Origin of the sequence: Pseudonocardia hierapolitana (assembly GCF_007994075.1) — a bacterium.
GTDB lineage: Bacteria > Actinomycetota > Actinomycetes > Mycobacteriales > Pseudonocardiaceae > Pseudonocardia > Pseudonocardia hierapolitana.
In genome coordinates, this window is the sequence record NZ_VIWU01000001.1 from 4992151 (window position 1) to 5017768 (window position 25618).

Genomic DNA, 25618 nt, shown 5'->3' on the forward strand with positions numbered 1-25618 from the left:
GTCGCCTACATGGGAGTGCTCGGCGACATCGGCAGACGAGCCCGCGGCGCGGCGGCGTGGTTCACGCAACCGCTGCTGCCCGACGACCTGCTCGGCACCCTGAACCCGCTGTGGTCCGCCACTGAACCGCACGCGCGGGTGGTGGGGCTGCGCCGGGAGGCCGCCGACACGACCACGCTGCTGCTACGCACCGGCCGGGCGCGCACCCCGCACCGGGCCGGACAGTTCGTCGGGATCGGGATCCGGCTCGACGGCGTGTGGCAGTGGCGCACCTACTCGGTCACCTCCTGCCCCGACGATCCGCTGCTGGCCGTCACGATCACGGAGGTGCCGGGCGGCACGGTGTCCGGCGCGCTCGCGCACCGCACGCCGGTGGGCGCCCTGCTGCGCATCGGACCGCCCGCCGGTGAGTTCGTGCTGCCCGAACCGGTGCCGGAGAAGCTGCTGTTCGTCACGGCGGGCAGCGGCATCACCCCCGTCATGGGCATGCTGCGCGACCTCGCAGCCACCCGGCCCGAGACGCTCGGCGGCGCCGTCGTCGTCCATTGCGACCGCACCCCCGAGGAGCTGGTGTTCGGGCCGGAGCTGCGCGCGCTCGCCGGTGCCACCGGCCTGCGGCTCGTCGAGCGGCACACGGCGGCCGACGGACGGCTCACCCCAGACGGGCTGGCCGACGCCGTCCCCGACTGGGCCGCCCGGCAGACGTGGGCCTGCGGCCCCGGCGGCCTGCTGGACGCGCTCACGGAGCACTGGTCGCGCTACGGCGACCCGGACGCGCTGCACGTCGAGCGGTTCGTGCCGCCCACCCCCGCCGCGGACACCGGCAGCGGTGGCCGCGTCACGTTCACCACGAGCGGGATCACCGCCGAAGCCGGCCCCGGCGTCCCGCTGATGGCGGCGGGCGAGGCGGCCGGCGCCCTGTTGCCGAACGGCTGCCGCATGGGCATCTGCCACACCTGCGTCGGGAAGCTGCGCTCCGGCGGAGTGTGCGACCTGCGCACCGGCGACGTGCACGACACCCCTGGCCAGAGCGTCCGCACGTGCGTCTCCGGCGCCGCGGGCGACGTCGAGATCGAGCTGTAGGAGCGGACATGCCTGACACCCCCAGCGCTGCGGCGCACCTGACCGACGAGCAGGTCGAGGCCATCGGAGCCGAGCTCGACGCGATCCGCGCCGAGGTGGTCGGCAGCCTCGGCGAGCGCGACGCCCGGTACATCCAGCGCGTGATCGCGGTGCAGCGGGCCCTCGAGGTCGGCGGCCGTGGCGTGCTGATCTTCTCGCTGTTCCCGCCCGCCTGGATCGCCGGCACGGCCGCGCTGTCGGTGGCCAAGATCCTCGACAACATGGAGATCGGGCACAACGTCCTGCACGGCCAGTGGGACTGGATGCGCGACCCGAAGATCCACTCGACGACCTGGGAGTGGGACCACGCCACGCCCGCCGAGGCGTGGAAGAAGACGCACAACTACGAGCACCACACGTTCACCAACATCCGGGGCAAGGACCGCGACCTCGGATACACGATCATGCGCATCACGCCGGAGCAGGAGTGGAAGCCGTCCAACCTGTTCCAGCCGCTCACCAACCTGGGCCTGTCGCTGATCTTCGAGTGGGGCATCGCGCTCTACGACCTCGAGCTGGACAAGGTGCGCGACGGCACCAAGCCGTGGCCGCAGGCCAAGGCGGAGCTGAAGACCTTCTGGCGCAAGAGCCGCAAGCAGCTCGCGAAGGACTACGTGCTGTTCCCGCTGCTGTCCGGCCCGGGCTTCCTGCACACGGCGCTCGCGAACCTCACCGCCAACGTCGTGCGCAACGTCTGGTCGCACGCGGTGATCTTCTGCGGGCACTTCCCGGACGGCACGGAGACGTTCGAGGAGGAGCGGCTCGAGGGTGAGACGAAGGGCCAGTGGTACGTCCGGCAGATGCTGGGCTCGGCCAACCTGTCCGGGGGCAAGCTCTTCCACATCATGACGGGCAACCTGAGCCACCAGATCGAGCACCACCTGTTCCCCGACGTCCCGAGCAACCGGTACGCGGAGATCGCGCCGAAGGTGCGGGACATCTGCGAGCGCTACGGCCTGCCGTACACCACCGGGTCGCTGCCGAGGCAGTACGGCAAGGTGCTGCGCAAGATCGCCCGCCTCGCGTTCCCCGGAGGCGGGGAGAAGGCCGCCCCGAAGTCCGGGGTCACCGCGCTCCCGGCGCGCCCGAAGCCGGTCGGCACCCCGGTCCGCCTGGCCGGCTGACGTGCCCTCGCACACCGATCGTGGTGCTCGGACACCGACTGCAGTCGGTGTCCGAGCGACGGAGTCGGTGTGCGAGTCACGCGACGGCGTGGTCCTCGGCGAAGACCTTGCGGCAGGACGGGGCGCAGAAGGCGTAGTCGACGCCGTCGTGGGTGAGCGTGAACCGCGCCGTGGCCCACTCCACGCGCATCCCGCAGATGGGGTCGACGGTGCTGCCCGCGGGGGCGGCGGGACGCTCGCCGGACTCGCGGTAGCCCCGGGTCATGAGGCGGGTGATCTCGGTGCTCGTGGTGGCCCGGCCGAGCGTGCCGAGGCAGTGCTCGCGCAGGCCGACGATCTGCACGACGCAGTGCGGGTCGCGGTACAGCCGAGTGGGGTCGGGCTCGGTGGCGGCGATCGCCTCGGTGACCATCGGCACGATGTGCCGGCCGAACTGCCGGTCGTTGCTCCACGACCGCGGCACCGTGAGTCTCACCAGGTAGCGGGGCGCCCCGTCCGGTGACGGACCACCGGTGGCCCAGGTCCCCGGCTGCCCGACCACGACGTGGACGAGCTCGCGCGCCGACTCCAGCACAGCGTCGGGCGCCGACTCCTCGGTGGTCAGGGCCAGCAGGATCTGGTCGGCCAGCTCGCGTTCGGCGTCGGCGGTCAGCGGGCGGCCCGTGACGAGCACCTCGACGGTCATCACGGCCGGTCCTCCGCCACGGCGGGGACGAGCGCGAGCAGCTCGTCGACCGACCACTGATCGTCGACGTGCGCGCCGTGCTTCGCGGCCAGCACCCGGCCGTCCGGGGCGATCAGGACGTCGGCGGGCAGGCCGAGTCGACCGCCCTCGGGGTGGGCCGGCGGAGCGGGACGGTCGCCGCGCCGGACGGCCCGCAGCTCCCGGGTGATCGCGCGGGCGATCGCCGGCCAGCCGCGCGGATCGAGCAGGGCCCGCGGTCCGCGCTCCACGCCGAACTCCCGGTACAGGATGCGGCTGGGGTCGGCGACGACGTCCAACGGGAGGTCCGAGGTGTAGGGACGCAGGGCGTCGGCGCTGGAGTGGAAGACGACGACCTCGTGGATCCCGACGGCCTCGATCTCGGCAAGCCGGTTGGCCACCGAACGCAGGTGCAGGTTGCAGACCGGGCACCCGGCGAACCGGCGGAACTGCAGGTGGACGAGGCGCTCCGGGTGGGGGACCGGCACGCGGGCGCCGGAGACGGTGTCGAGCGTGCGGGCGGGCACGGTGGCGGGTGACGGCATCGACGGCTCCTTAAGAGTACAAGGTACGCGTACGTCCAGTATGCGCGTACCTTGTACGCTGTCAAGCCGTGCCCCGACCCCGCTCGCTCACCGACGACCAGCTGGTCGCCGCCGCGCTCGCCGTCGTCGACCGCGACGGACTGTCGGCGCTGACGATGCGCGCCGTCGCGAAGGAGCTCGGCGTGGCCACGATGGGCCTGTACCGCTACGTCGCCGACCGGCAGGCGCTGGAGCTGCTGGTCGTCGACCACGTGTTCCGCTCGGTCGACCTGGCGCTGCCGGACGCCGGCTGGCAGGAGCGCGTCCACGTACTGCTGGACCGCATGCGCGTGGCCGTGGCGCGGCATCCCGCGGTGGTTCCGCTGGTGTTGCGGCACCGGCAGGCCGCGCCCGCCTCGCTGCGTCTGATCGAGGCCATGCTGGCGGTGCTCACCGACGGCGGCTTCGACGGCACCGACCGGGTGCTCGCCCAGCGCACGCTGATCGGCCACCTGCTCGGATTCCTGCAGAACGAGCACTTCGCCGCGCTGTCGGGGCCCGGCACGATCGTGATGTCCGAGCTGTCACCCGACGAGTACCCGTTGCTCGCGCGCACGGCCACCGATGCCCGGTCGGTGTCGCCCGACGAGGAGTTCCGGCGTGGGCTCGACATCGTCCTGCGTGGGCTCGTCACGAACCGAGCCCGTGCTGATGGGCCGGTCCCGTGATCGGCAGGTCGGTGCGAGAACGGTTGAATTCAGCCGCGTTCGCGCCGAGCCGCTGATCACGGCGGCGTGGGGTGCGTTGCGGAACGCGCCTGGCGAACAGGGCGTCGACCGTGGCGAACTCGGCCTTCACCCGGTCGGCTGGCACTCGACCCCTGTCAGGTGGCCGTCGTCACCCGCGCCCGCGACACCGAACGCGTCCGCTCACGATGAGGAGACCGGCTCGCAGGCCGGGCCGGTGCGCAGGGCCACCGCCACCTCCAGGCGGGCCGTGGGGTCGTCGAGCGCCCCGCTGAACGTCTCGCGCAGGGAGGCGAGGCGGTAGCGCACGGTCTGCGGGTGCACGTGCAGCGCGGCGGCCGTGGCGGTGACGTCGCCATGGGCGTCCAGCCATGCGCGCAGGGTCTCCTCGGCGCGTGCGGCGGCGCCGGCCGGCAGGGCGCGCAGCGGGGCCAGTGCGCGCTCGGCGAGGGCGGCGGCGAGCTCAGGGGCCGCCGCGAGCAGCAGCGGAAGGAAGTGCTCGTCGGCTCGGACGAGGGGCGTGTCGCCGTCCAGCCGGCCTGCGGCGTGCAGCGGCCACGCGGCCTGGGCCAGCCCGGTCGAGCGGTGTGCGTTCGCGGGTTCCACCACCGGTCCGAGCACGGCCCGCCGTGCACCTGTGGCGCCGCGGACGCGGTCCAGCCAGGCCGAGTCCGCCTCGCCACGCGCGGCCACGATGACGAGCCCCACCGGGTCCAGGTCGGCGCCGACCGCGCCGGGCAGACGGGCGGCGACGGCCACCGCGTCCTCCACGACGAGCGCCGCGACCCGGGCCGGCACGGTCCAGCCCGCCGCCGCGGCGGCCCGTTCCAGCTCGGCGGCCACGGGCGGCGTCGGGCGGGCGAGCAGCTCCACGAGCGCATGCCGGCGGGCCTGCAACGATCCCGCCTGGCTGGCCTCTTCGTCCGCCCAGCCGGCCACGGACGCGGCGCTGATCTGCTCGATGTAGCCGAACAGCGCCTCGGCCAGGCTGAAGATCACCTCCGGGGGCAATCTCCGCGCGGTGGTGCTGGCGGCGAGGCGCTGCCACAGCGTTCGCGTCCCCACCTGGTACGCGGTCTGCAAGGCCGCGAGCGTGCGGCCCTCCCGGTGCTCCAGCTGGCCGAGCGCGCGGTACACGGTGGCGTCGTCGAGGGGGTCGTCGCGGCCCAGCAGATCGAGGAACTGACCCAGCGCCACCGAGACGCCCTCGGTGATCCGGGCGCCGAAGCGCCCGGTGAGCGGCCGGGCGTACTCGGGAACCTCCGCGCGGACGGCGGCGATGATGCCGTCGATCGTGCCGGCGAGCTCGGGCCGCAGCGCGGTGCCGACCCAGCTCGGTACCCGGGACCAGGGGCGGTCCATCGCCACTGCCACTTACGGCCCGAGGACGGTGACGACGATGCCCGTGAGGTGGGTGAGGCGCGCCAGCTCCGAGGGGCGGAACGCGGGCCCGCCGGGCCGCCCGACGACGAGCGCCCGGTCCTTCGGGCCGAACGGCGCCGCGGCGAGCTCGGTGTCGAGCGCGCTCCACGGCTCCGGCACCCAGTGCACCTCGGGATCCAGCACCGTCGCCTTCTCCAGTGGCAGCCACGGCAGGTCGCCCGCGCGCGTCTCGGGAGCGGCGGAGCTCTCCGCGAGCCGGTAGGACGAGCCGTTCTCGCGCGCCGCGATGAGCGCCCAGCCGGCCCGGAAGATCCGTGGCACGCCGTCGGCGAGCAGCTGGAGCCCGTTGTCGGGGTCGCCGGCGATCTGGTCGATCAGCTCCAGCTCGCGGTGGGTCTCGAGCCTGCCCGAGTGGGGCCGGACCGACTCGACCTCCACGCCCGGCACCGACTCGGCGGCCGTGATGAGCACGTCCGGCGGCCGGCCGTGCGGCAGTTCGACGGCGAGGTCGTCCACCGCATGGCCCTGGCCGCGTTCCACCACGTCGACGCCGAGGATGTCTGCACCCGCGTTGCCCAGCGCGGTGGCCACAGCCCCGAGGCTGCCCGGCTTGTCCGGAAGCACGACCCGGAGCAGGAACGACACACCACACGTCCTCTCGCGTACACGCCCCCCACCGCGGGACTGCTCCCGCCGCAGTCGGGGCGGTTCACGCGGCGGCACTGCTCCCCGGATTGTGTCAGGAGCGGGCGGTTTCGGCACGACATCCGGTACGGACGACAGCCCGTACCTGCCCCGCTACTAGACTCTCAGGGGTCGATGCCGGCGCCTGGCGCGGTATCGGGATCGCCATCGTCCGCACCGGTTGCGGGCCTCCGCACGCACACCGTCCTGGAGGGACATGTCCGCCGAATCCGCGGCAGCGCACATCAGCCGGGAGGAGGTTGCTCACCTCGCCCGGCTCTCCCGGCTCGCCGTCACCGACGACGAGCTGGACGTCTTCGCCGGCCAGCTCGAGGTGATCCTCGGTGCGGTCGCCCGCGTCGGCGAGGTCGCCGCCGACGACATCCCGCCCACCTCCCACGCGGTGCCGCTGCAGAACGTGTTCCGCCCCGACGAGCTGCGCCCCGGCCTGACCCAGGAGCAGGCGCTGGCCTGTGCCCCCGCCGCGGAGGACGGCCGCTTCCGCGTCCCGCAGATCCTGGGGGAGGAGGCATGAGCGAGCTCACGCGGATGACGGCGGCCGAGCTGGCCGCGACGATCCACTCCCGCGAGGTGTCGGCCGTCGAGGTCGCACAGGCCCACCTCGACCGGATCGCGGCCGTCGACGGGCGGGTGCACGCGTTCCTGCACGTCGCGGCCGACGCAGCGCTCGCCTCGGCGGCGATGGTGGACGAGGGCCTCGCCGCGGGCAACCCGCCCGCGTCGCCGCTGGCCGGTGTGCCGCTGGCGCTCAAGGACGTGTTCACCACGATCGACATGCCCACCACGGCGGGCTCGAAGATCCTCGACGGGTGGCACCCGCCCTACGACGCCACGGTCACGGCCCGCTTGCGGGCGGCCGGGATCACGATCCTGGGCAAGACCAACATGGACGAGTTCGCGATGGGCTCGTCCACCGAGTACTCGGCGTTCGGGCCCACCCGCAACCCGTGGGACACCACCCGCGTGCCGGGCGGGTCCGGTGGCGGCTCGGCGGCGGCGCTCGCCGCGTTCGAGGCGCCGCTCGCGATCGGCACCGACACCGGCGGCTCGATCCGCCAGCCGGCCGCGTTCACCGGCACCGTCGGCGCCAAGCCCACCTACGGTGGCGTCTCCCGCTACGGCCTGATCGCCTGCGCGTCCTCGCTCGACCAGGGCGGCCCCTGCGCCCGCACGGTGCTCGACACCGCGCTGCTGCACGAGGTGATCGCCGGGTACGACCCCATGGACTCCACCTCGATCGACCAGCCGGTGCCCGGGGTCGTCGACGCCGCACGCCGCGGCGCCGACGCCGACCTGTCCGGGCTGCGCGTCGGGGTGGTCCGCGAGCTGTCCGGCGAGGGCTACCAGCCCGGCGTGCGCGCGTCCTACGAGGACGCCCTGCGCCGGCTGGAGAAGCTCGGCGCGGAGCTGGTGGAGGTCTCCTGCCCGCACTTCGAGTACGGGCTGGCGGCGTACTACCTGATCCTGCCCAGCGAGGTGTCGTCCAACCTCGCCCGGTTCGACGCCATGCGCTACGGCCTGCGCGTCGAGCACGGGGCGTCGGCCGAGGAGGTCATGGCCGCCACCCGCGAGGCCGGGTTCGGCCCCGAGGTGAAGCGCCGGGTCATCCTCGGCACGTACGCGCTCTCGTCCGGCTACTGGGACGCCTACTACGGGCAGGCCCAGAAGGTGCGCACGCTCATCAGCCGCGACTTCGCCGCGGCGTTCGAGCGGGCCGACGTGCTGGTCTCGCCGACAGCGCCGACCACCCCGTTCAAGATCGGCGACAAGGTCGACGACCCGCTCGCCATGTACCTCAACGACCTCGCCACGATCCCGACCAACCTGGCGGGCACCGCGGCGATGTCGGTGCCGTCCGGTCTCGCCGACGACGGCCTGCCGGTCGGCCTGCAGGTCATGGCGCCCGCGCTGGGCGAGGCCGTCATGTACCGGGTGGCGGCGGCGTTCGAGGCCGCGCGCAACTCCGAGGGCGGCACCGTGATCGATCGCATCCCTTCGCTGGAGGTTCCGTCGTGAGTGCGCCGACGCTCGTCGACTACGCCGATGTGCTGGAGCGCTTCGACCCGGTGCTCGGGCTCGAGGTGCACGTCGAGCTCAACACGCAGACCAAGATGTTCTGCGGCTGCCCCACCGCGTTCGGGGCGGAGCCGAACACCCAGGTGTGTCCGGTGTGCCTGGGGCTGCCGGGGGCGCTGCCGGTGGTCAACCGCTCCGCGGTGGAGTCGGCGATCCGGATCGGGCTGGCGCTGAACTGCACGATCGCGCCGTGGGGCCGGTTCGCGCGGAAGAACTACTTCTACCCGGACATGCCGAAGAACTTCCAGACGTCCCAGTACGACGAGCCGATCGCCGTGAACGGGTACCTGGACGTGCCGCTCGACGACGGCTCGGTGTTCCGCGTGGAGATCGAGCGCGCGCACATGGAGGAGGACACCGGCAAGTCGCTGCACGTCGGCGGTGCCACCGGGCGCATCCACGGCGCCGAGTACTCCCTGCTCGACTACAACCGGGCGGGCGTCCCGCTGATCGAGATCGTCACCAAGCCGGTCGTCGGCACGGGCGAGCGGGCGCCCGAGGTCGCGCGCGCCTACGTCACGGCGCTGCGCGACCTGCTGCGTGCCCTCGGCGTCTCCGACGTGCGCATGGACCAGGGATCGCTGCGCTGCGACGCGAACGTGTCGCTCATGCCGAAGGGCGCGACCGAGTTCGGCACCCGCACCGAGACCAAGAACGTCAACTCGCTGCGGTCGGTGGAGCGGGCCGTCCGGTACGAGATGACGCGCCAGGCGGGCGTGCTGCTCGCCGGCGAGCGCGTGACCCAGGAGACGCGGCACTTCGACGAGTCCACCGGCACGACCTCGGCGGGACGGACGAAGGAGACCGCCGAGGACTACCGGTACTTCCCGGAGCCCGACCTGGTGCCGATCGCGCCGCCCGCGGAGTGGATCGAGGAGCTGCGCGCCACGCTGCCCGAGCTGCCGTGGGAGCGCCGCCGCCGGATCACGGCCGAGTGGGGGCTCACCGACCTGGAGCTGCGGGACCTCGTCAACGCCGGGGCGCTCGACCTCATCGAGTCCACGGTCGCGGCGGGCGCCCCCGCTGGTGAGGCCCGTTCGTGGTGGGTCTCGTACCTGACGCAGCAGGCAAACGCCCGTGGCGTCGAGCTGGCAGGGCTCCCGATCACCCCGGCTCAGGTGGCGCGGGTGATCGCGCTCGTGGCGGCGGGCGAGCTGTCCAACAAGCTGGCTCGCCAGGTGGTCGACGGCGTGCTGGCCGGCGAGGGGGAGCCCGACGACGTCGTCGCGGCACGTGGCCTCGCCGTCGTCTCCGACGACACCGCGCTGCTCGCCGCCGTCGACGAGGCCCTCGCGGCCCAGCCGGACGTCGCCGAGAAGATCCGCGGTGGCAAGGTCCAGGCCGCGGGTGCCATCGTCGGGGCGGTCATGAAGGCGACGAAGGGCCAGGCCGACGCCAAGCGCGTGCGGGAGCTGGTCATCGAGCGCTGCAGCTGAGCGGGCCGGCTCGGGGGCGGGGCCGGTCGGCACCGGCTGCGCGTCCGGCTCCTGATCAGCCGCCTCCCGGGCTCAGTCCATACCCCCACCCGGTGCGAGCGGCAGGATGCGGACGACACGGTCGTCCGAGGACACCGGGTAGCCCCCCGCCCTGTTGACGGTGCCGAGCCACAGCAGGCCGTCGGGCGCCGTCGTGGCCGCGGAGAGCCGCCCGTAGGTCTCCTGCAGCAGGGTCTCGGGGGCCCCGACGAACTGGTTCTTCGGGTCGGTCCGGATCACGAACAGCGACTGCGGACGCACCTGGGCAACGGCGACTGCTCCGTCCTGCGCCGTGCAGCCCGCCACGCCGGGCCGGTCCGGCCAGCGCCACGCCGGGGCCGGGAGCTGGCCGGGCACGATCAGGTGCAGCGCGTCCTCTCCCACCCGCCGGTCGGTGACCCAGGCCGCGCCGCGTCGCGGATCGATGCAGATCCCGCCGGGGGACTGCAGCCCGGAGCTCATCGTCGGCGAGAGGGGGTCCGGGTTGCCCTTGGCCGGACGGCCCTGCAGGTCGATGCGCAGGAGCTTCCCGGCCAGGGAATCGGGAGCGGGGACGGGTTGGCCCGCGTTGCCGGTGGCCACGAGCAGCGAGCCGTCGTCGTCGACGGCGAGCGCGCCGCCGTTGTTCGCCGGGCCGCGGGGGATGCCGGTGAGGACGGGTTTGGCGGGCTCGCCCGCCGCGAGCCGGACGACGCGGTTGTCCTCCGGCGTGGTGATGTAGGCGTAGACGAGCTGGTCCTCGATGTAGGACGGCGACAGCACCAGCCCGGTGAGGCCACCGCCGCCGGTCGTGTCCACCGGCACGGTGGCCACCAGTTCCGGCTCGCTGCCCTGCTCGATCCGCAGCACCCGCCCGGTGCGCCGCTCGCCGACCAGCGCGGAGGCAGCGTCCGGGAGGACGGCGATGGCGCCGACCGGATCCAAGCAGGTGGCGACGACCTGAGGGTCGGGGTCCTGGCAGCCCGACGGCGCCTGCTGCGGACCGGTCTGCCCCTCTTCGCCCGGCGGCTGTGGGGTCTGGGGCGCGGGCGAGGGCTCGGGCACCTGCGGTGGCCCGCCCAGCTCGCCTGCGCCCTCGAGCTGCTCGTGCCACTCGCGCGGGCCCTGCTCGGGGAACGTGGCGCACCCGCCGAGCGTCAGCACGAGCAGCGCCGCCGCGGCCGTGCGCCGCACCCGTCCTCCCACGAGGTCCAGGCTATGTGGCTGCGGGTGAGCGGCCGGTGAATAGTGCCGGGGCGTCGCCGTCCACCAGGCTCGCTCCACCGTCGGGGATCCGCACGGCAGCAAAGCCACTTTGCTGGCACGCGTTCCAGCAAAGTGGCATTGCTGACGTTCAACCCGGCTACGCTCGGGCGCCATGAGCGACCAGCCCACGTCGATCCTGCCCGGCGCGGGCGGGTTCGGTTCCCCGGAGCCCGCGCAGACGCGGCCCAATCGCAGGCCGCTGGCGTGGAATCCCGGTACCGACATCGGGCTGCTCCTGCTGCGTTTCGCGGTCGGTGGCACGTTCTTCGCCCACGGGATGCAGATCGTGTCCGGCCTGTGGGGCGGCCCGGGCATCGACGGGTTCGCGCGCACCCTGGAGGGCTTCGCGTACCAGCAGCCCGTCGTCCTGGCCTGGGTCGCCGGGCTCACGGCGGTGGTCGGCGGCGCGTTGGTGGTGCTCGGCTTCCTGACTCCGCTCGCGGCGACCGGGCTGCTCGCACTGATGATCAACTCGGTCGCGGTCAAGTTCGGGAACGGGTTCTTCATCGCCTCGCCCGCCGGGGCGAACGCGGTGGAGCTCGACGTGGTGCTGGGACTGGCCGCGGCCGGGCTCGCGCTCACCGGGGCCGGCCGGATCGCCGTGGACAAGGGGCGCACCTGGAACCTGCGCCCCGCTCCGTGGGGGGTTCTCGCCCTGGTGATCGGCCTGGCGGCCGGTGTGCTGGTGCTCGTACTGCTCCGGTGACGCCCCCACCGCCGGATTCCGCGTGGCTGCAGGCGGTGGCGCGGTGGGCGGGAGCGCCGGTGACGGTGACCGCGCGGGCGCCGCTCGCGGGCGGGTACGTCGCCGCCGCCGTCGAGCGCGTCGACCTGGATGCCGGTGACCGTCCCGCGGTGGTCGTCCTCAAACGGGCGCGGCCGAGCGAGGTGGCGGCGATGCGCGCGCTGGGGGTGGTGGCCGGCGTGGACCGGCCCCGCCTGCTCGCCACCGGCCGCGACCGGCACGGCCCATGGCTGGTCATGCCCTTCTACGCGGGCCCGGCGCTGGACGGCGGCGAGGTCCCCGCCGAGGTGTGGGACGTGCTCGGCCGCGTGCACACCCACTGGCACGGCAAGCGGCCGCGGGGTGTGCCCGTTGTCGACGCGCGCTGGTGGTGGGGGATGGTCACCGGGCACACGCTGCCCGCCGTCCGCGGCGCGCGCGATCGCACCGGCGACGCGCGGCTCGCCGAGATCGTCGGGCTGCTCGAGGCCTGGTCCACCGACGCCCGCCTGCGTACCGCGCTCGCACTGCTCCCGCGCACGCTCACGCACGGCGATGCGCACCGCGGCAACGTGCTGCTCGCCCCCGGCGGGGCGGTGCTGATCGACTGGGGGAACGCCCGCGTCGCACCGGCCGGGCTGGACGTCGCGACGCTGGCCGCGCAAGGAGTTGCGGCGCCCTCCGCGTACCACCCGCCGGCCCTCCCGCCCGCGCTGCGGGAGGTCGAGCGGCTCTGGGCGCAGGTCCAGGTGCACGTGCAGTACCTCGGCTTCGCCGCCGACCACCTGGGCGCCGCCCGCGTCACCGACATGGTCGAGACGGCCGCCCGCGCGCTCGACGAGCTCGGTCCTGCCCTGCAACGCTGCGGTCATGCCGCGCTTCGGCCCGATGTACGGCCCTGACGTCACGTTCCTCGGCATCGACCGCTGCACGATCGACGAGCCCGGCAGCTACGCGGGTGCCGACGTCGTCGTGCTCGGCGCGCCGTTCGACGGTGGCACGTCGCACCGGCCCGGCACGCGCTTCGGCCCGCAGGCGATCCGGACGACCGACTACCTGCCGCACGACCGGAGCCGCCCCAGCCTCGCCCTGCGGGTGGACGGGTTGCAGGACCTGCACGTGCTCGACGCCGGCGACGTGGAGATGTTCTCCGGCGATGCCGAGCGAAGCCTGCGGGTGCTCGAGGAGGCCGTCACGACGGTGGCGCGGAGCGGCGCGCTGCCGCTGGTCCTCGGCGGCGACCACGCCATCGCCTTCGCCGACGCGAAGGGGGTGGCCAACCACCACGGCCACGGCCGCGTCTCGATGATCCACTTCGATGCGCACGCCGACACCGGCGACATCCAGTCCGGCTCGCTGTGGGGGCACGGCGCGCCGATGCGCAGGCTGATCGAGTCCGGCGCGCTGCGCGGCGACCGTTTTCTGCAGCTCGGGCTGCGCGGGTACTGGCCCGGGCCGGAGACGCTCGCGTGGATGGCCGAGCAGGGCATGCGCTCGTTCGAGATGACCGAGATCGGTGCCCGGGGCCTGACGGCCTGCCTCGACGAGGCCTTCGCGATCGCCACGGACGAGTGTGAGGGCGTCTTCCTGTCCGTCGACATCGACGTCTGCGACCCCGGTCACGCCCCCGGCACCGGCACACCGGAACCGGGTGGGTTCTCGGCCCGGCAGCTGCTCGACTCCGTGCGCCGCATCTGCATGGAGCTGCCGGTCGTCGGCATCGACGTCGTCGAGGTCTCGCCGCCCCACGACCACGCCGACATCACCGCTGCGCTGGCCAACCGCGTGGTGCTGGAGGCGCTGTCGGGCCTGGCCTGGAAGAAGCGGGGGACCGGCCACGACCCGACCCGTCCCCTGCTGGACGGCCGTTAGGCGAACGCGCCCCCGGCGCCGAACGCCAGCTTCGCGAAGCGTTCGCCGATGCGCTGGTGGGTGGCGGCATCCGGGTGCAGCCCGTCGGGCAGGGGCAGCTCGGCGAAGTCGGCCTCGCCGTAGAGGACGCGGCCGTCGAGGTGGTGCAGGTTCGGGTCGTCGGCGGCCCGCTGCTCCACGATCCGGGCCAGCTCCTCGCGGATGACCCGCAGCGTGAGCTTCCCGGCGGCGCGCTCCGCCGGGTCGCCGGTGGCCCGGAACTGCAGGGTCCCGGTGCTGAGGTCGGCGGCGCCCGGGCCCGGCGTGTCCTCGTGGATGGGGCAGAGCAGGGGCGAGACGACCAGCAGCGGCGTGCTGGGGTGGCCCTCGCGGATGGTGTCGAGGAAGCCGTGCACGGCGGGGGTGAAGGCGCGCAGCCGCATCAGGTCGGCGTTGACCAGGTTGATGCCGAGCTTGACACTGACCAGGTCCGCCGGGGTGTCGCGGATGGTGCGGGCCGTGAACGGATCGAGCAGCGCGCTGCCGCCCAGGCCGAGGTTCACCAGGTCGACGCCGCCGAGCGACGCGGCCAGTGCGGCCCAGGTCGTGGTGGGGCTCGCGGCGTTCGAGCCGTGGCTGATCGAGCTGCCGTGGTGCACCCACACCCTGCGGCCGCCCGGCGGCACCGCCTCGACCGGGGCGTTGCTGCGCAGGGCGACCAGTTCGGTGATCTCGTTGTACGGCAGCCAGATCTCGACGTCCTTCACCCGCTCGGGGAGGCCGCTGAACCGAATGGTCCCCACCGGGCCGGGCTGGGTCTCCGCGGTACCGGTGGCCATGTCGAGCACCAGGAGGTTGCCACCGGTCCCCGTCGCCCGGCCGGCGAGGCGGCCGTCGACGAGCAGGTCGTACACCCCGTCGGCGCGCGGTGGGATGCCCCGGTAGGTGGGCCTGGTGCGCAGCGTGTCCAGCTCGACGGCGGTGGCTCGGGTCCGGAACACCAGGCGCACGCCGGACGGCTGGGCCTCGGCCATCGCCAGCTGCCCGTCCCCGCACTGGGCGCGAGCCCGCGCCGGGAGCCGGTGCGGCAGCAGGCCGTGCTCGGTGCGCTCCAGTTCGAGCGCACCGCGCAGGAGGCCGGCGGTGACCGGTGTGGTGATCCAGCTCGTCCGACTCACGGGACCTGCCGCACGGCTCCCTTGTCGGCGCTGGTGGCCAGGGCCGCGTAGGCGCGCAGCGCCTTGCTGACCGGCCGGTCGCGCTCCTTCGGCTGCCACGGCCGCTCGCTCGCGTCCATCTTGGTGCGCCGCTCGGCGAGCACCTCGTCGGGGACCTCGACCTCGAGCAGCCGCGCCCTGACGTCGATGAGAACGGTGTCGCCGTCCTCGATCAGGCCGATCACGCCGCCGCTCGCGGCCTCGGGGGAGATGTGCCCCACCGAGATGCCGCTGGAGCCGCCGGAGAACCGGCCGTCGGTGATCAGGGCGCACTTCGCACCGAGGCCCGAGCCCTTGAGGAACGCGGTGGGGTGCAGCATCTCCTGCATCCCGGGGCCGCCTGCTGGTCCCTCGTAACGCACGACGAGCACGTCGCCGGGCTGGATCTGCTTGGTGAGGATGACCGACACGGCCTCCTCCTGGCTGTCCACCACCCGCGCCGGGCCCTCGAAGCGCCAGATGTCCTCGGGGATGCCCGCAGTCTTGATCACGGCGCCGTCCGGGGCGATGTTGCCGCGCAGCACGGCCAGCCCGCCGTCCGCGGTGTAGGCGTGGGCGACGTCGCGGATGCAGCCGCCCTCCGCGTCGGTGTCGAGCGACGACCAGCGGTTCTCGGTGGAGAACGCCTCGGTGGTGCGCACGCCGCCGGGCGCGGCGTGGAACAGCTCCACGGCCTTCTCCGACGCCGAGCCGCTGCGGATGTCCCACTCCGAGAGCCACCGCGCGAGCGTCGGCGCGTGCACGGTGTGCACGTCCTCGTGCAGCAGGCCGGCCCGCCACAGCTCGCCGAGGATGGCCGGGATGCCGCCTGCGCGGTGCACGTCCTCCATGTGGTAGCTGGAGTTCGGCGAGACCTTGGCCAGGCACGGCACGCGGCGCGAGACCTCGTCGATCGCCGCGAGGTCGAAGTCGATCTCACCTTCCTGCGCTGCTGCGAGGATGTGCAGCACCGTGTTCGTGGAGCCGCCCATCGCGACGTCGAGCGCCATCGCGTTCTCGAACGCGTGCCGGTTGGCGATCGAGCGCGGCAGCACGGACGCGTCGTCCTCGCCGTACCAGCGCTTCGCGAGCGCCATCACGGTGCGGCCCGCCTCGAGGAACAGTTCGCGGCGCGCGGCGTGGGTGGCCAGGGTGGAACCGTTGCCGGGCAGGGCGAGGCCGAGCGCCTCGGTGAGGCAGTTCATCGAGTTGGCGGTGAACATGCCCGAGCACGAGCCGCACGTGGGGCACGCCGAGCGCTCGACCTCGGTGAGGCCGGCCTCGTCCACCTGCGACGACGCCGAGGCGGCGATCGCGGTGATCAGGTCGGTGGGCGCCTGGGCGACCCCGCCGACGACGACGGCCTTGCCGGCCTCCATCGGCCCACCCGAGACGAAGACGGTGGGGATGTCGAGCCGCATCGCGGCGTTGAGCATGCCCGGGGTGATCTTGTCGCAGTTGGAGATGCAGACGAGCGCGTCGGCGGCGTGGCCGTTGACCATGTACTCGACGGCGTCGGCGATCACCTCGCGCGAGGGCAGCGAGTAGAGCATCCCGCCGTGCCCCATCGCAATGCCGTCGTCCACGGCGATGGTGTTGAACTCCCGCGCCACGCCGCCCGCCTCGCGGACGGCACCGGCGACGAGGTCGCCGAGGTCCTTGAGGTGTACGTGCCCGGGCACGAACTGGGTGTAGGAGTTGGCGATCGCGACGATCGGCTTGCCGAAGTCGTCGTCCCCCATGCCGGTGGCGCGCCAGAGCGAGCGCGCTCCGGCGGCGTTGCGACCGTGGGTGGTGACTCGGGACCGGAGTGCCGGCACGTCTCTTCCTCTCGCTGGGCCGGAAGTGCGCGCTGACTCCGCGGGTGCGGTGGCTCGGCGGCGTCGCTGCGCTCCGCGCGGGCAGGACCGGACGCGTGGTCGGGCGGGCCGCTAGCGGGATCGACTCCACGTTACGCGTCGGGCGAAGCCCTTCTTGACGGGCGGTCCTCCGCGGAGGACAATTTCTAACTGTGTTAGGCGAAGCTACTGCTGATTGGCAGAGCAAACGACGTGAGGCAGCACGGCAGGAGATCCTCTCAGCCGCATGGGCCGTCGCGCGGGAGAACGGGCTGGCCGCGCTGACCCTGCGCGAGGTCGCGGCGCGCGTCGGCATGCGGGCACCGTCGCTGTACTCGCACTTCTCGTCGAAGAACGCGATCTACGACGCGATGTTCGGGCAGGCATGGCGCTCCTACGAGGAGCTGACCGACGGCGTCGTCCTCCCGGCGCAGCCGCGTGCGGCGCTCCGGGCGATGGCCAGGCGGTTCTTCGAGTTCGCGGTGGCGGACCTCCCCCGCAACCAGCTGATGAACCAGCGCACGATCCCCGGCTTCACCCCGAGCCCGGAGAGCTACGCCCCCGCCGTACGGGTCGTCGAACGCCTCCGCTCCGACATGGCCGGCATGGGGATCACCGACGACGGGGACGTCGACCTCTTCATCGCGCTCGTCGGCGGGCTCGCCGACGCCCAGTGGGCCAACGACCCGGGCGGTACGCGCTACGCCCGGCTCCTCGACCGCGCCGTCGACATGTACGCCGACGCGCTCCACCTTCCGCAGGTCGACGATGACCAGGAGGAGACATGACCACCACCCGAACCCGCTCGGCCGCCCCACCGCGCCGGTCCGCCCTCGACCGTGACACGGCGATGCGGCTCGCCGCCACCGAGTACGGCCGCTACCTCGAACAGCTGCGTTCCCTGGACGCGGCCGAGTGGACGCGCCCGACCGACTGCCCGGCGTGGGACGACGTCCGGGCCATGGCAGGGCACTGCCTCGGGATGGCGCAGTTCGCCGCCTCGCTCAAGGTCATGGCGCGGCAGAACGTCACCGCGACCCGCCACGGCGGGGTGTTCATCGACGCGCTCACCGGCCTGCAGGTGCAGGAGAACGCCGGCCTGAGCACGGAGGAGCTCCTCGCGCGCTACGCGGAGGTCGCGCCCCGGGCGGTGCGGGGCAGGCGCCGCCGGTGCGCCGTCATGGGCGCGGCGCCGATGCCGGGCACCCAGGCCATCGGTGGGGTGCCGGAGCGCTGGACGTTCGGGTACCTGTTCGCCACGATCCTCACGCGCGACACCTGGATGCACCGCGTCGACACCGCACGTGCCACGGGCCGCGACCTCGTGCTCACGCCGGAGCACGACGGGGCGATCGTCGCCGACGTCGTTGCCGAGTGGGCCGGCCGGCACGGACAGCCCTACGCCCTCACGCTGACCGGCCCCGCCGGCGGGCGCTGGAGCTCGGGGAACGGCCCCGAGCTGGAGTCGGATGCGATCGAGTTCTGCCGGGTGCTGTCCGGTCGCGGCCACGGCGAAGGCCTGCTCGGCGTGGAGGTGCCCTTCTAGACCGGCGAGATTCCGACGACCGGCGCGTTGGTCGGATAGGTTCCGACGAGCGCGCCGCTCGTCGGAATGGTGCCGGGCTACTCGCCGCTCGTCGCAGGGTCGGGGAGGCGGCCGCCGCTCACCGCGGCGAGCCGGGGCAGGTCGCGCACGTGCACGGCCGGGAGCGCGAGCTCGGAACCGTCGGCGAGCACGGCGCTGACGCGGGCCGAAGCGGGGTTGCGGGCACGCGCGAGGTGCACCTTCGCGATGTCGCTCCACGGCACCTCGCGGCCGCCGACCATCCGGCGGACCGAGACGGTCTCGGGGTCGGCGACGGTGCGGACCCGCAGCGTCCACACGATGATCCCGATCGGGACCAGGTAGATCAGCCACAGGTACGGCCCGGCCCACGCCACCGGGGTGGCGCAGACGGCGAACGTCAACGCCGCCAGCACGACGAGCGGGGAGACGCGGAAGACGGCGCGCGGTGGGGACTCGGGCTGGGCGCTCACGCCCATCATGGTCGCACCGCACTGATGTTCCTGAACGTGGCATTCCTCAACCTGGGGAACTCGCGTGTGGATGGCGGGATCCTCCAGCGCCCGCTTCGGGAGACCCCACAATCCCACGATCTGGTACGTGCGTCTCACGGAATTGACGCGCCGACGATCGGGCGGCTAGCGTCGCCGTCATGTCCGCCATCCGGGTGCTCGTACTTCTCAGGCGCGTCCACGCCTGAGCGAGCCCTCGGTCGTCGACGCGCCACCCTCGTTCCGTCAGCCCGACGGTCGAGGGTTTTTTTCTGTCCGGATCCCGACCCCCATGCGGAGCGATCAGCAGATGACCACCGCAACGCCCCGATCCGGCCCGGTCCCCGGGCCGCCGGCCCCCAAGCCGGGGCCGCCTCCGGGCCGCCAGGGCCAGCCCACCACCGCGGGCCAGTCCTCAACCGCAGGCCAGCCGGTACGGCGCATCGAGGAGGTGCCGATGACCGGTGCCCAGTCGCTCGTGCGCTCGCTCGAGGAGGTGGGCTGCGAGGTCGTCTTCGGCATCCCGGGCGGCACGATCCTCCCGGCGTACGACCCGCTGCTCGACTCCACGAAGGTGCGGCACGTGCTCGTGCGCCACGAGCAGGGCGCAGGCCACGCCGCCACCGGCTACGCCCAGGCCACCGGCAAGGTGGGCGTCTGCATGGCGACCTCGGGTCCGGGTGCCACGAACCTGGTCACCCCGATCGCCGACGCGCACATGGACTCGATCCCCGTGGTTGCGATCACCGGTCAGCAGAGCCGCCCGCTGATCGGCACGGACGCGTTCCAGGAAGCCGACATCACCGGCATCACCATGCCGATCACCAAGCACAACATGCTCGTGACCGACGCGACGGAGATCCCGCGCGCGATCATGGAGGCGTTCCACCTGGCGTCCACGGGCCGACCCGGCCCGGTGCTGGTGGACATCCCGAAGGACGTGCTGCAGGAGAAGACCACGTTCTCCTGGCCGCCGGAGATGAAGCTGCCCGGCTACCGGCCGACGACCCGGCCGCACGGCAAGCAGATCCGCGAGGCGGCCAAGCTCATGTGCTCGGCCAGGCAGCCCGTGCTCTACGTCGGCGGCGGCGTGCTCAAGGCCGAGGCCACGGCCGAGCTGCTCGAGCTGGCCGAGCTCACCGGCATCCCGGTCGTCACCACGCTGATGGCGCGCGGCGCCTTCCCGGACGGCCACCAGCAGCACGTCGGGATGCCGGGCATGCACGGCACGGTCGCCGCCGTGGCGGCCATGCAGCGGGCCGACCTGCTGGTGGCACTCGGCGCCCGGTTCGACGACCGGGTCACCGGGCAGCTGTCGACGTTCGCGCCGCACGCCGCCGTCGTGCACGCCGACATCGACCCGGCGGAGATCTCGAAGAACCGCCGCGCGGACGTCCCGATCGTGGGCGACTGCAAGGAGGTCATCACCGAGCTGATCGACGCCGTGCGCGCCGAGCGGGCCGCCGGCACGGCCGACCTCACGCCGTGGTGGGCGCAGCTGGACGAGCTGCGCGAGACCTACCCGCTCGGCTACGACTGGCCGGCCGACGGTTCGCTCTCCCCGCAGTACGTCATCGAGCGGATCGGCGAGATCGCCGGGCCGGACGCCGTCTACACCGCGGGTGTCGGCCAGCACCAGATGTGGGCGGCCCAGTTCATCAGGTACGAGAAGCCGCGGTCCTGGCTGAACTCCGGTGGCCTCGGCACGATGGGCTTCGCGGTGCCGGCCGCGATGGGCGCGAAGATGGCCCGCCCCGACGCCGTGGTGTGGGCGATCGACGGCGACGGCTGCTTCCAGATGACCAACCAGGAGCTCGCCACCTGCGCGATCGAGAACATCCCGATCAAGGTGGCCGTCATCAACAACGGCAACCTGGGCATGGTCCGCCAGTGGCAGAACCTGTTCTACTCGGAGCGGTACTCCAACACCGATCTCGGCACGCACAAGCACCGGATCCCGGATTTCAAGCTGCTCGCAGAGGCCATGGGCTGCGTGGGGCTGCGCGCGGAGTCCAAGGAGGACGTCGACCGGGTGATCCACCAGGCCATGGAGATCGACGACCGGCCGGTCGTCATCGACTTCGTGGTCGGCGCCGACGCCCAGGTGTGGCCGATGGTGGCCGCGGGCACCGGGAACGACCAGATCATGGCGGCCCGTGACATCCGGCCGCTCTTCGACTCGGACGAGCTCGTCGCCGACGACGCGACGGCCAGCACGCAGATGACGAGGGAAGCATGATCCAGAGGCACACCCTGTCGGTGCTGGTCGAGGACAAGCCGGGCGTGCTCGCCCGGGTGTCGGGCTTGTTCTCGCGCCGCGGGTTCAACATCGAGTCGCTCGCCGTCGGGCCCACCGAGCACCCGGAGGTCTCGCGGATGACGATCGTCGTCGCCGTCGACGACTTCCCGCTCGAGCAGGTCACCAAGCAGCTCAACAAGCTGATCCACGTCATCAAGATCGTCGAGCTGGAGCCGGCGGCATCGGTGCAGCGCGAGCTGCTGCTGGTCAAGGTGCGCGCCGACCCGAGCGTGCGCAGCCAGGTGCTCGAGATCGTGGACCTGTTCCGCGCCAAGGCGGTCGACGTCACGCCGGAGGCGCTCACCATCGAGGCCACCGGCACGGCTGAGAAGCTCAGCGCGCTGCTCAAGAACCTCGAGCCCTTCGGGATCCGGGAGATGGTGCAGTCCGGGATGGTGGCCGTCGGCCGCGGTCCCCGCTCCATCACCGCCGCAGCTGTTCGCTAATACGAGAGGACGAACCACACCCGTCATGAGCGTGAACATCTACTACGACGACGACGCCGATCTGTCGATCATCCAGGGCCGCAAGGTCGCGGTGATCGGCTACGGCAGCCAGGGCCACGCCCACTCGCTGTCGCTGCGCGACTCGGGCGTCGACGTGCGGATCGGCCTGCCCGGGGGCTCGAAGTCGCGACAGAAGGCACAGGACGAGGGGCTCGAGGTGGGCACTCCCGCCGAGGTCTCCGCGTGGGCCGACGTGATCATGATCCTGGCGCCGGACACGAAGCAGCGCCACATCTACGCCGAGGACATCGCGCCGAACCTGAAGGAGGGTGACGCGATCTTCTTCGGCCACGGCTTCAACATCCGCTACGAGCTGATCAAGCCCCCGGCGAACGTCGACGTGGCGATGGTCGCTCCGAAGGGCCCCGGCCACCTGGTGCGCCGCCAGTTCGTCGACGGCAAGGGCGTGCCCTGCCTCATCGCCGTCGAGCAGGACCCCAGCGGGAACGCCAAGGCACTCGCCCTCTCCTACGCCGCGGCGATCGGCGGCGCCCGCGCGGGCGTCATCGAGACCACGTTCAAGGAGGAGACCGAGACCGACCTGTTCGGCGAGCAGGCCGTGCTCTGCGGTGGCGCTGCCGCGCTGGTGCAGACCGGGTTCGAGGTGCTCACCGAGGCCGGCTACGCGCCCGAGGTGGCCTACTTCGAGTGCCTGCACGAGCTCAAGCTGATCGTCGACCTCATGTACGAGGGCGGCATCGCGAACGAGCGCTTCTCCATCTCCGACACCGCCGAGTACGGCGACCTCACCCGTGGCCCGCGCGTGATCACGCCCGCGGTCAAGGAGGAGATGAAGAAGATCCTGGGTGAGATCCAGGACGGCACGTTCGCGCGCGAGTGGGTGGCCGAGGACGACGCAGGCCGCCCCAACTTCACCCGCCTCCAGAAGGAGGGGCAGGACCACCCGATCGAGCAGGTCGGGGAGAAGCTGCGCGGCCTGATGAGCTGGGTGGGCACCAAGGCCACCTGAGCCTCCCACCGATCGCACGAACGGCCCGTCCGTCCAGCCCTACTGGACGGACGGGCCGTTCCTGCATGATCGGGTGGTGGACGTCGACGCCCTCAGGGCACGGACCCCGGGGTGTGCCCAGCGGGTGCACCTGAACAACGCGGGCGCGGGCCTGCTCGCGCAGCCGACAGTGGACGTCATGGTCGGGCACCTCCGCTGGGAGGCGGAGATCGGCGGGTACGAGGCCGCGGACGCCGCCCGGGACGACATCGCGGCGGTGTACGCCGCGGTCGCCGAGCTGGTGGGAGGCGCGCGCGAGGAGATCGCGTTCTTCGACAACGCCACCCACGCCTGGAACGCCGCGTTCTACTCGGTGCCGCTCGGCCCCGGCGACCGGATCCTCACCGGCCGCGCCGAGTACGGCAGCAACGTGCTGGCCTACCTGCAGGTGGCGCAGCGGACCGGCGCCGAGGTCGTCGTCGTCCCGAACGACGGGAGCGGGCAGCTCGACACCACCGCGCTGGCCGACCTCGTCGACGAGCGCACGCGGCTGATCGGGCTCAGCCACGTACCCACCAGCGGCGGGCTCGTCAACCCGGCCGTCGAGGTCGGGCGCATCGCGCGGGAGGCCGGTGTGCTCTACCTGCTCGACGCCACGCAGTCGGTGGGCCAGTTCCCGGTCGACGTGCGCGAGATCGGCTGCGACATGCTGTCCGCCACCGGGCGGAAGTTCCTGCGCGGCCCGCGCGGCACCGGCTTCCTCTGGGTGCGCTCCGCCGCGCTGGAGCGGCTCGACCCCTACGTCGCCGAGATCCGCTCCGCCACCTGGGACGGCGGGCGCGGCTTCACATGGGCCGACGGGGCACGGCGCTTCGAGTCCTGGGAGAACAGCTACGTCAACCAGCTCGGCCTGGGAGCCGCCGTCCGGCAGGCGCTCGACCTGGGCATGGACGCCATCGCCGCACGCACCCTGGCGCTGGGCGCCACGCTGCGCGAGCGGCTCGACGCGGTGCCCGGGGTGTCCACCCACGACCTGGGCAGCAACCGGTGCGCGATCGTCACGGCGAAGGTCGACGGCGTGCCGACCGCCGAGGTCGTCGCCGCGCTCGCCCGCGCCGGGGTCAACGCGACCGCCACCGTGCCCGAGGACACCCAGTTCGACACGGAGGTGCGCGACGTGCACCCGCTGGTGCGCCTGTCTCCGCACTACTACAACACCGAGAGCGAGCTGGACCGCGCGGTCGAGGTGATCGCCGGCCTTGCGCGCTGAACCGCGTGGAGGACGGGCGCGGAGGGGGACGGGGAGCGATGGGGGCGGACGCCGCGGGAATCCGGGCCGCGGTCGAGGCGACGGTGAACGCCGGAACGACGTACTTCGAGATGTGGCTCGAGTCCGAGCCCGCCGCGATGATGCGGTCGCGCAGCCGCGGGATCTGCGACTTCACCCACCGGCGCGCGGTCGCCCACACGGTGACGGAGCTACCGCGGGACGTCCCCGATGTGTTCCAGATCACCGATGGTGGGGTCGTCTACAGCCAGGAGGCGGACGACCAGTGGCACGTCCTGGACATGGGTGGCTGGGGGTCGGCGAGCCTGATGGCCGTACTCGGCTGGCTCTACGGGGTGGTGGAGGTGCGGACGGCCGAGAGCCGGGACCACGCCGTGACGATGAGCGCGCAGCGCGCGGTCGAGGCCGGCCCCGCGCCGTTGCGCGACGAGCTCCGCACGGCCTTCCACCAGGCCGGTCATCTCGACGCGGTCGCGACCGGGAGGGTCCGCACCGACGCCGCCGACCGGGTCACCGAATGCCGGCTCGAGCTCCCGCCCGGCCGGGGCGGGCTGTTCGGCTCGTACGACATCCGCTCCCGCATCACCCTCACCCTCTCCGACTTCGGCGGACCGGCGAACATCCGGCCCCCGGACGCCGGTCCCGCCCAGCCGATCGGGGAGATCGTCGAGCGGATCCTCCGGCGCTCGGAGGAGGGCGAGTGACCCCGTGAGCGGACGCTGCCGACCGTCGCGGGAAGACGTGGGGGGACTCGGGGGTTGACCATGGCGTCCCGCAACGAAAGGTCGCCGCCGTGTCCGTTCCCCTGCCGCTGTCGATCCTCGACCTCGCCACCGTCAGGGACGGCGAGACGATCCGCGAAGGCCTCGAGGCGAGCGTGGCGTTCGCGCAGCGGGCGGAGGAGTGGGGGTTCCGGCGGATCTGGTACGCCGAGCACCACAACATGCGGGCGGTGGCGTCCTCGGCGACGAGCGTCCTGATCGCGCACGTCGCGGCACACACCGAGCGGATCACCCTCGGATCGGGCGGCGTCATGCTGCCCAACCACTCACCGCTCGTGATCGCCGAGCAGTTCGGCACGCTCGCCAGCCTGCATCCGGGACGGATCGAGCTCGGACTCGGTCGCGCGCCCGGCACCGACCAGGCCACCGTCTCCGCCCTGCGCCGCGACCCGGGAGCGGCCGACCGCTTCCCCCAGGACGTCCAGGAGCTGCAGGCCTTCCTCTCCGACGAGAGCCTGATCCCGGGTGTGCACGCCTACCCCGGACGCGGCACGAACGTGCCGGTCACGATCCTCGGCTCGTCGCTGTACGGGGCGCGGGTGGCCGCGGCGCTCGGGCTGCCCTACGCGTTCGCCTCGCACTTCGCCCCGGACGCCCTCGAACAGGCGGTCGCCCTCTACCGCAAGGAGTTCCGGCCGTCTGCGCAGCTCGCCGCGCCGCACGCGATGGCCGCTGTGAACGTCGTCGTCGCCGACTCCGCCGACGAGGCCGCGGAGGCGCTGCACGCCGTTCAGCGCGACCGCGTGAAGCGGTTCCTCTCCCGCGGCGGCCACGACCTCACCGACGAGGAGGCCGAGATCCTGCTCGAGGCGCCCGCCGGTCAGCAGATCCGGGCGATGACGCGCTACACCGCCGCGGGCACCCCCGACGTCGTGGTGAAGTACCTGGACGACTTCGCCCGCCGCGCGGACGCCGACGAGCTGATCGTGACGTTCCCGGTGGTCGATCGGGCGGCGTGGTTCCGCTCCGCCGAGCTGCTCGTGGAGCAGGTGCGCCCGGCTCGTGTCTGACCGCCTCCGCTTCACTC

At 72.9% G+C, this 25618-nt stretch carries 25 protein-coding genes; 17 read left to right on the plus strand and 8 right to left on the minus strand.

The features are described from left to right. Positions 1-9 precede the first annotated feature (9 nt). On the plus strand, positions 10-1083 hold the full coding sequence (locus FHX44_RS23860; RefSeq protein WP_147257828.1) for a ferredoxin reductase: 1074 nt from the start codon (positions 10-12) through the stop codon (positions 1081-1083). 8 nt (positions 1084-1091) lie between these two features. Continuing rightward, positions 1092-2246 (plus strand): fatty acid desaturase family protein, encoded by a 1155-nt coding sequence (locus tag FHX44_RS23865; protein WP_147257829.1) that lies wholly within the window; start codon positions 1092-1094, stop codon positions 2244-2246. Between the two features lie 76 nt (positions 2247-2322). Here the strand turns inward: FHX44_RS23865 and FHX44_RS23870 are convergent, their stop codons facing one another. Continuing rightward, positions 2323-2934 (minus strand): YHS domain-containing protein, encoded by a 612-nt coding sequence (locus FHX44_RS23870; protein ID WP_147257830.1) that lies wholly within the window; start codon positions 2932-2934, stop codon positions 2323-2325. After that, positions 2931-3494 carry a peroxiredoxin-like family protein gene (locus tag FHX44_RS23875; protein ID WP_147257831.1) on the minus strand — a complete coding sequence of 188 codons (564 nt, stop codon included), beginning with the start codon at positions 3492-3494 and terminating at the stop codon, positions 2931-2933. The genes FHX44_RS23870 and FHX44_RS23875 overlap by 4 nt, the downstream gene beginning before the upstream one ends. 68 nt (positions 3495-3562) lie before the next feature. On the opposite strand from FHX44_RS23875, the gene FHX44_RS23880 reads away from it, so the two are divergent. Further along, positions 3563-4201 carry a TetR/AcrR family transcriptional regulator gene (locus tag FHX44_RS23880; protein ID WP_147257832.1) on the plus strand — a complete coding sequence of 213 codons (639 nt, stop codon included), beginning with the start codon at positions 3563-3565 and terminating at the stop codon, positions 4199-4201. 201 nt (positions 4202-4402) lie between these two features. On the opposite strand, the gene FHX44_RS23885 is transcribed toward FHX44_RS23880, so the two are convergent. Both FHX44_RS23885 and FHX44_RS23890 read right to left on the minus strand, forming a co-directional pair. Further along, positions 4403-5581, minus strand: a complete 1179-nt coding sequence (locus FHX44_RS23885; protein WP_147257833.1) for a helix-turn-helix domain-containing protein — start codon at positions 5579-5581, stop codon at positions 4403-4405. Positions 5582-5593: 12 nt separating this feature from the next. Beyond that, complete coding sequence (locus FHX44_RS23890) at positions 5594-6247, minus strand: ACT domain-containing protein (protein ID WP_147257834.1); 654 nt, start codon at positions 6245-6247, stop codon at positions 5594-5596. 256 nt (positions 6248-6503) lie between these two features. Between FHX44_RS23890 and gatC the strand changes: the two genes are divergently transcribed. Genes gatC through gatB form a run of 3 tightly spaced genes read left to right on the plus strand, consistent with a single transcriptional unit; the run spans position 6504 to position 9819 of the window. Next, entirely contained in the window at positions 6504-6821 is a 318-nt protein-coding gene (gene gatC, locus FHX44_RS23895; protein WP_147257835.1) for an Asp-tRNA(Asn)/Glu-tRNA(Gln) amidotransferase subunit GatC, read from the plus strand. Next, the gene (gene gatA, locus FHX44_RS23900; protein WP_147257836.1) at positions 6818-8323 is read left to right on the plus strand and encodes an Asp-tRNA(Asn)/Glu-tRNA(Gln) amidotransferase subunit GatA; all 1506 of its coding nucleotides are present in this window, start codon (positions 6818-6820) and stop codon (positions 8321-8323) included. Before gatC ends, gatA begins: the two co-directional genes overlap by 4 nt. Next, on the plus strand, positions 8320-9819 hold the full coding sequence (gene gatB / locus FHX44_RS23905; RefSeq protein WP_147257837.1) for an Asp-tRNA(Asn)/Glu-tRNA(Gln) amidotransferase subunit GatB: 1500 nt from the start codon (positions 8320-8322) through the stop codon (positions 9817-9819). Before gatA ends, gatB begins: the two co-directional genes overlap by 4 nt. Before the next feature lie 72 nt (positions 9820-9891). Here the strand turns inward: gatB and FHX44_RS23910 are convergent, their stop codons facing one another. Further along, positions 9892-11043, minus strand: a complete 1152-nt coding sequence (locus tag FHX44_RS23910; RefSeq protein ID WP_246170554.1) for a PQQ-dependent sugar dehydrogenase — start codon at positions 11041-11043, stop codon at positions 9892-9894. A 172-nt stretch (positions 11044-11215) separates the two neighbouring features. Between FHX44_RS23910 and FHX44_RS23915 the strand changes: the two genes are divergently transcribed. Genes FHX44_RS23915 through speB form a run of 3 tightly spaced genes read left to right on the plus strand, consistent with a single transcriptional unit; the run spans position 11216 to position 13699 of the window. Next, positions 11216-11809, plus strand: coding sequence for a DoxX family protein (locus FHX44_RS23915; RefSeq protein ID WP_147257839.1), 594 nt, complete (start codon positions 11216-11218; stop codon positions 11807-11809). Next, the gene (locus tag FHX44_RS23920) at positions 11806-12729 is read left to right on the plus strand and encodes an aminoglycoside phosphotransferase family protein (RefSeq protein ID WP_170309004.1); all 924 of its coding nucleotides are present in this window, start codon (positions 11806-11808) and stop codon (positions 12727-12729) included. Before FHX44_RS23915 ends, FHX44_RS23920 begins: the two co-directional genes overlap by 4 nt. Continuing rightward, a complete protein-coding gene (speB, locus tag FHX44_RS23925; protein ID WP_147257841.1) occupies positions 12698-13699 on the plus strand; it encodes an agmatinase in 1002 nt (333 codons plus the stop codon). Before FHX44_RS23920 ends, speB begins: the two co-directional genes overlap by 32 nt. Here speB and FHX44_RS23930 read toward each other — a convergent pair. Both FHX44_RS23930 and ilvD read right to left on the minus strand, forming a co-directional pair. Continuing rightward, complete coding sequence (locus tag FHX44_RS23930; RefSeq protein ID WP_147257842.1) at positions 13696-14856, minus strand: GDSL-type esterase/lipase family protein; 1161 nt, start codon at positions 14854-14856, stop codon at positions 13696-13698. The genes speB and FHX44_RS23930 overlap by 4 nt on opposite strands. Beyond that, on the minus strand, positions 14853-16694 hold the full coding sequence (gene ilvD, locus FHX44_RS23935; protein ID WP_147257843.1) for a dihydroxy-acid dehydratase: 1842 nt from the start codon (positions 16692-16694) through the stop codon (positions 14853-14855). Before ilvD ends, FHX44_RS23930 begins: the two co-directional genes overlap by 4 nt. 191 nt (positions 16695-16885) lie before the next feature. Here ilvD and FHX44_RS23940 point away from each other — a divergent pair, with 191 nt between their 5' ends. Next, a complete protein-coding gene (locus FHX44_RS23940) occupies positions 16886-17500 on the plus strand; it encodes a TetR/AcrR family transcriptional regulator (RefSeq protein WP_147257844.1) in 615 nt (204 codons plus the stop codon). Continuing rightward, positions 17497-18258 (plus strand): maleylpyruvate isomerase family mycothiol-dependent enzyme, encoded by a 762-nt coding sequence (locus tag FHX44_RS23945; protein WP_212612619.1) that lies wholly within the window; start codon positions 17497-17499, stop codon positions 18256-18258. Before FHX44_RS23940 ends, FHX44_RS23945 begins: the two co-directional genes overlap by 4 nt. Positions 18259-18335: 77 nt before the next feature. Here FHX44_RS23945 and FHX44_RS23950 read toward each other — a convergent pair whose 3' ends face one another. Then, entirely contained in the window at positions 18336-18749 is a 414-nt protein-coding gene (locus FHX44_RS23950) for a PH domain-containing protein (RefSeq protein WP_170309005.1), read from the minus strand. A gap of 328 nt (positions 18750-19077) precedes the next feature. Here FHX44_RS23950 and FHX44_RS23955 point away from each other — a divergent pair, with 328 nt between their 5' ends. From FHX44_RS23955 to FHX44_RS23980, 6 genes are all read left to right on the plus strand, one after another. Next, positions 19078-21006 carry an acetolactate synthase large subunit gene (locus FHX44_RS23955; RefSeq protein ID WP_147257846.1) on the plus strand — a complete coding sequence of 643 codons (1929 nt, stop codon included), beginning with the start codon at positions 19078-19080 and terminating at the stop codon, positions 21004-21006. Next, entirely contained in the window at positions 21006-21512 is a 507-nt protein-coding gene (ilvN, locus tag FHX44_RS23960; RefSeq protein ID WP_147261421.1) for an acetolactate synthase small subunit, read from the plus strand. Before FHX44_RS23955 ends, ilvN begins: the two co-directional genes overlap by 1 nt. Positions 21513-21537: 25 nt before the next feature. Further along, a complete protein-coding gene (ilvC, locus tag FHX44_RS23965; RefSeq protein ID WP_147257847.1) occupies positions 21538-22542 on the plus strand; it encodes a ketol-acid reductoisomerase in 1005 nt (334 codons plus the stop codon). 76 nt (positions 22543-22618) lie between these two features. Continuing rightward, positions 22619-23791: an aminotransferase class V-fold PLP-dependent enzyme gene (locus FHX44_RS23970; protein ID WP_147257848.1), complete on the plus strand. Its 1173-nt coding sequence runs from the start codon at positions 22619-22621 to the stop codon at positions 23789-23791. 38 nt (positions 23792-23829) lie between these two features. Then, positions 23830-24513 carry a hypothetical protein gene (locus tag FHX44_RS23975; RefSeq protein WP_147257849.1) on the plus strand — a complete coding sequence of 228 codons (684 nt, stop codon included), beginning with the start codon at positions 23830-23832 and terminating at the stop codon, positions 24511-24513. 89 nt (positions 24514-24602) lie between these two features. Beyond that, on the plus strand, positions 24603-25601 hold the full coding sequence (locus FHX44_RS23980; RefSeq protein WP_147257850.1) for an LLM class flavin-dependent oxidoreductase: 999 nt from the start codon (positions 24603-24605) through the stop codon (positions 25599-25601). Positions 25602-25618 lie beyond the last annotated feature (17 nt).

Bases quoted from the DNA above. Each gene is read 5' to 3' on its own strand.
- FHX44_RS23860 (WP_147257828.1), top strand. From the start codon at position 10: ATGGGAGTGCTCGGCGACATCGGCAGACGAGCCCGCGGCGCGGCGGCG.
- FHX44_RS23865 (WP_147257829.1), top strand. From the start codon at position 1,092: ATGCCTGACACCCCCAGCGCTGCGGCGCACCTGACCGACGAGCAGGTC.
- FHX44_RS23875 (WP_147257831.1), bottom strand. From the start codon at position 3,494: ATGCCGTCACCCGCCACCGTGCCCGCCCGCACGCTCGACACCGTCTCC.
- FHX44_RS23885 (WP_147257833.1), bottom strand. From the start codon at position 5,581: ATGGACCGCCCCTGGTCCCGGGTACCGAGCTGGGTCGGCACCGCGCTG.
- gatC (WP_147257835.1), top strand. From the start codon at position 6,504: ATGTCCGCCGAATCCGCGGCAGCGCACATCAGCCGGGAGGAGGTTGCT.
- gatA (WP_147257836.1), top strand. From the start codon at position 6,818: ATGAGCGAGCTCACGCGGATGACGGCGGCCGAGCTGGCCGCGACGATC.
- FHX44_RS23915 (WP_147257839.1), top strand. From the start codon at position 11,216: ATGAGCGACCAGCCCACGTCGATCCTGCCCGGCGCGGGCGGGTTCGGT.
- speB (WP_147257841.1), top strand. From the start codon at position 12,698: ATGCCGCGCTTCGGCCCGATGTACGGCCCTGACGTCACGTTCCTCGGC.
- FHX44_RS23945 (WP_212612619.1), top strand. From the start codon at position 17,497: ATGACCACCACCCGAACCCGCTCGGCCGCCCCACCGCGCCGGTCCGCC.
- FHX44_RS23955 (WP_147257846.1), top strand. From the start codon at position 19,078: ATGACCACCGCAACGCCCCGATCCGGCCCGGTCCCCGGGCCGCCGGCC.
- ilvC (WP_147257847.1), top strand. From the start codon at position 21,538: ATGAGCGTGAACATCTACTACGACGACGACGCCGATCTGTCGATCATC.
- FHX44_RS23975 (WP_147257849.1), top strand. From the start codon at position 23,830: ATGGGGGCGGACGCCGCGGGAATCCGGGCCGCGGTCGAGGCGACGGTG.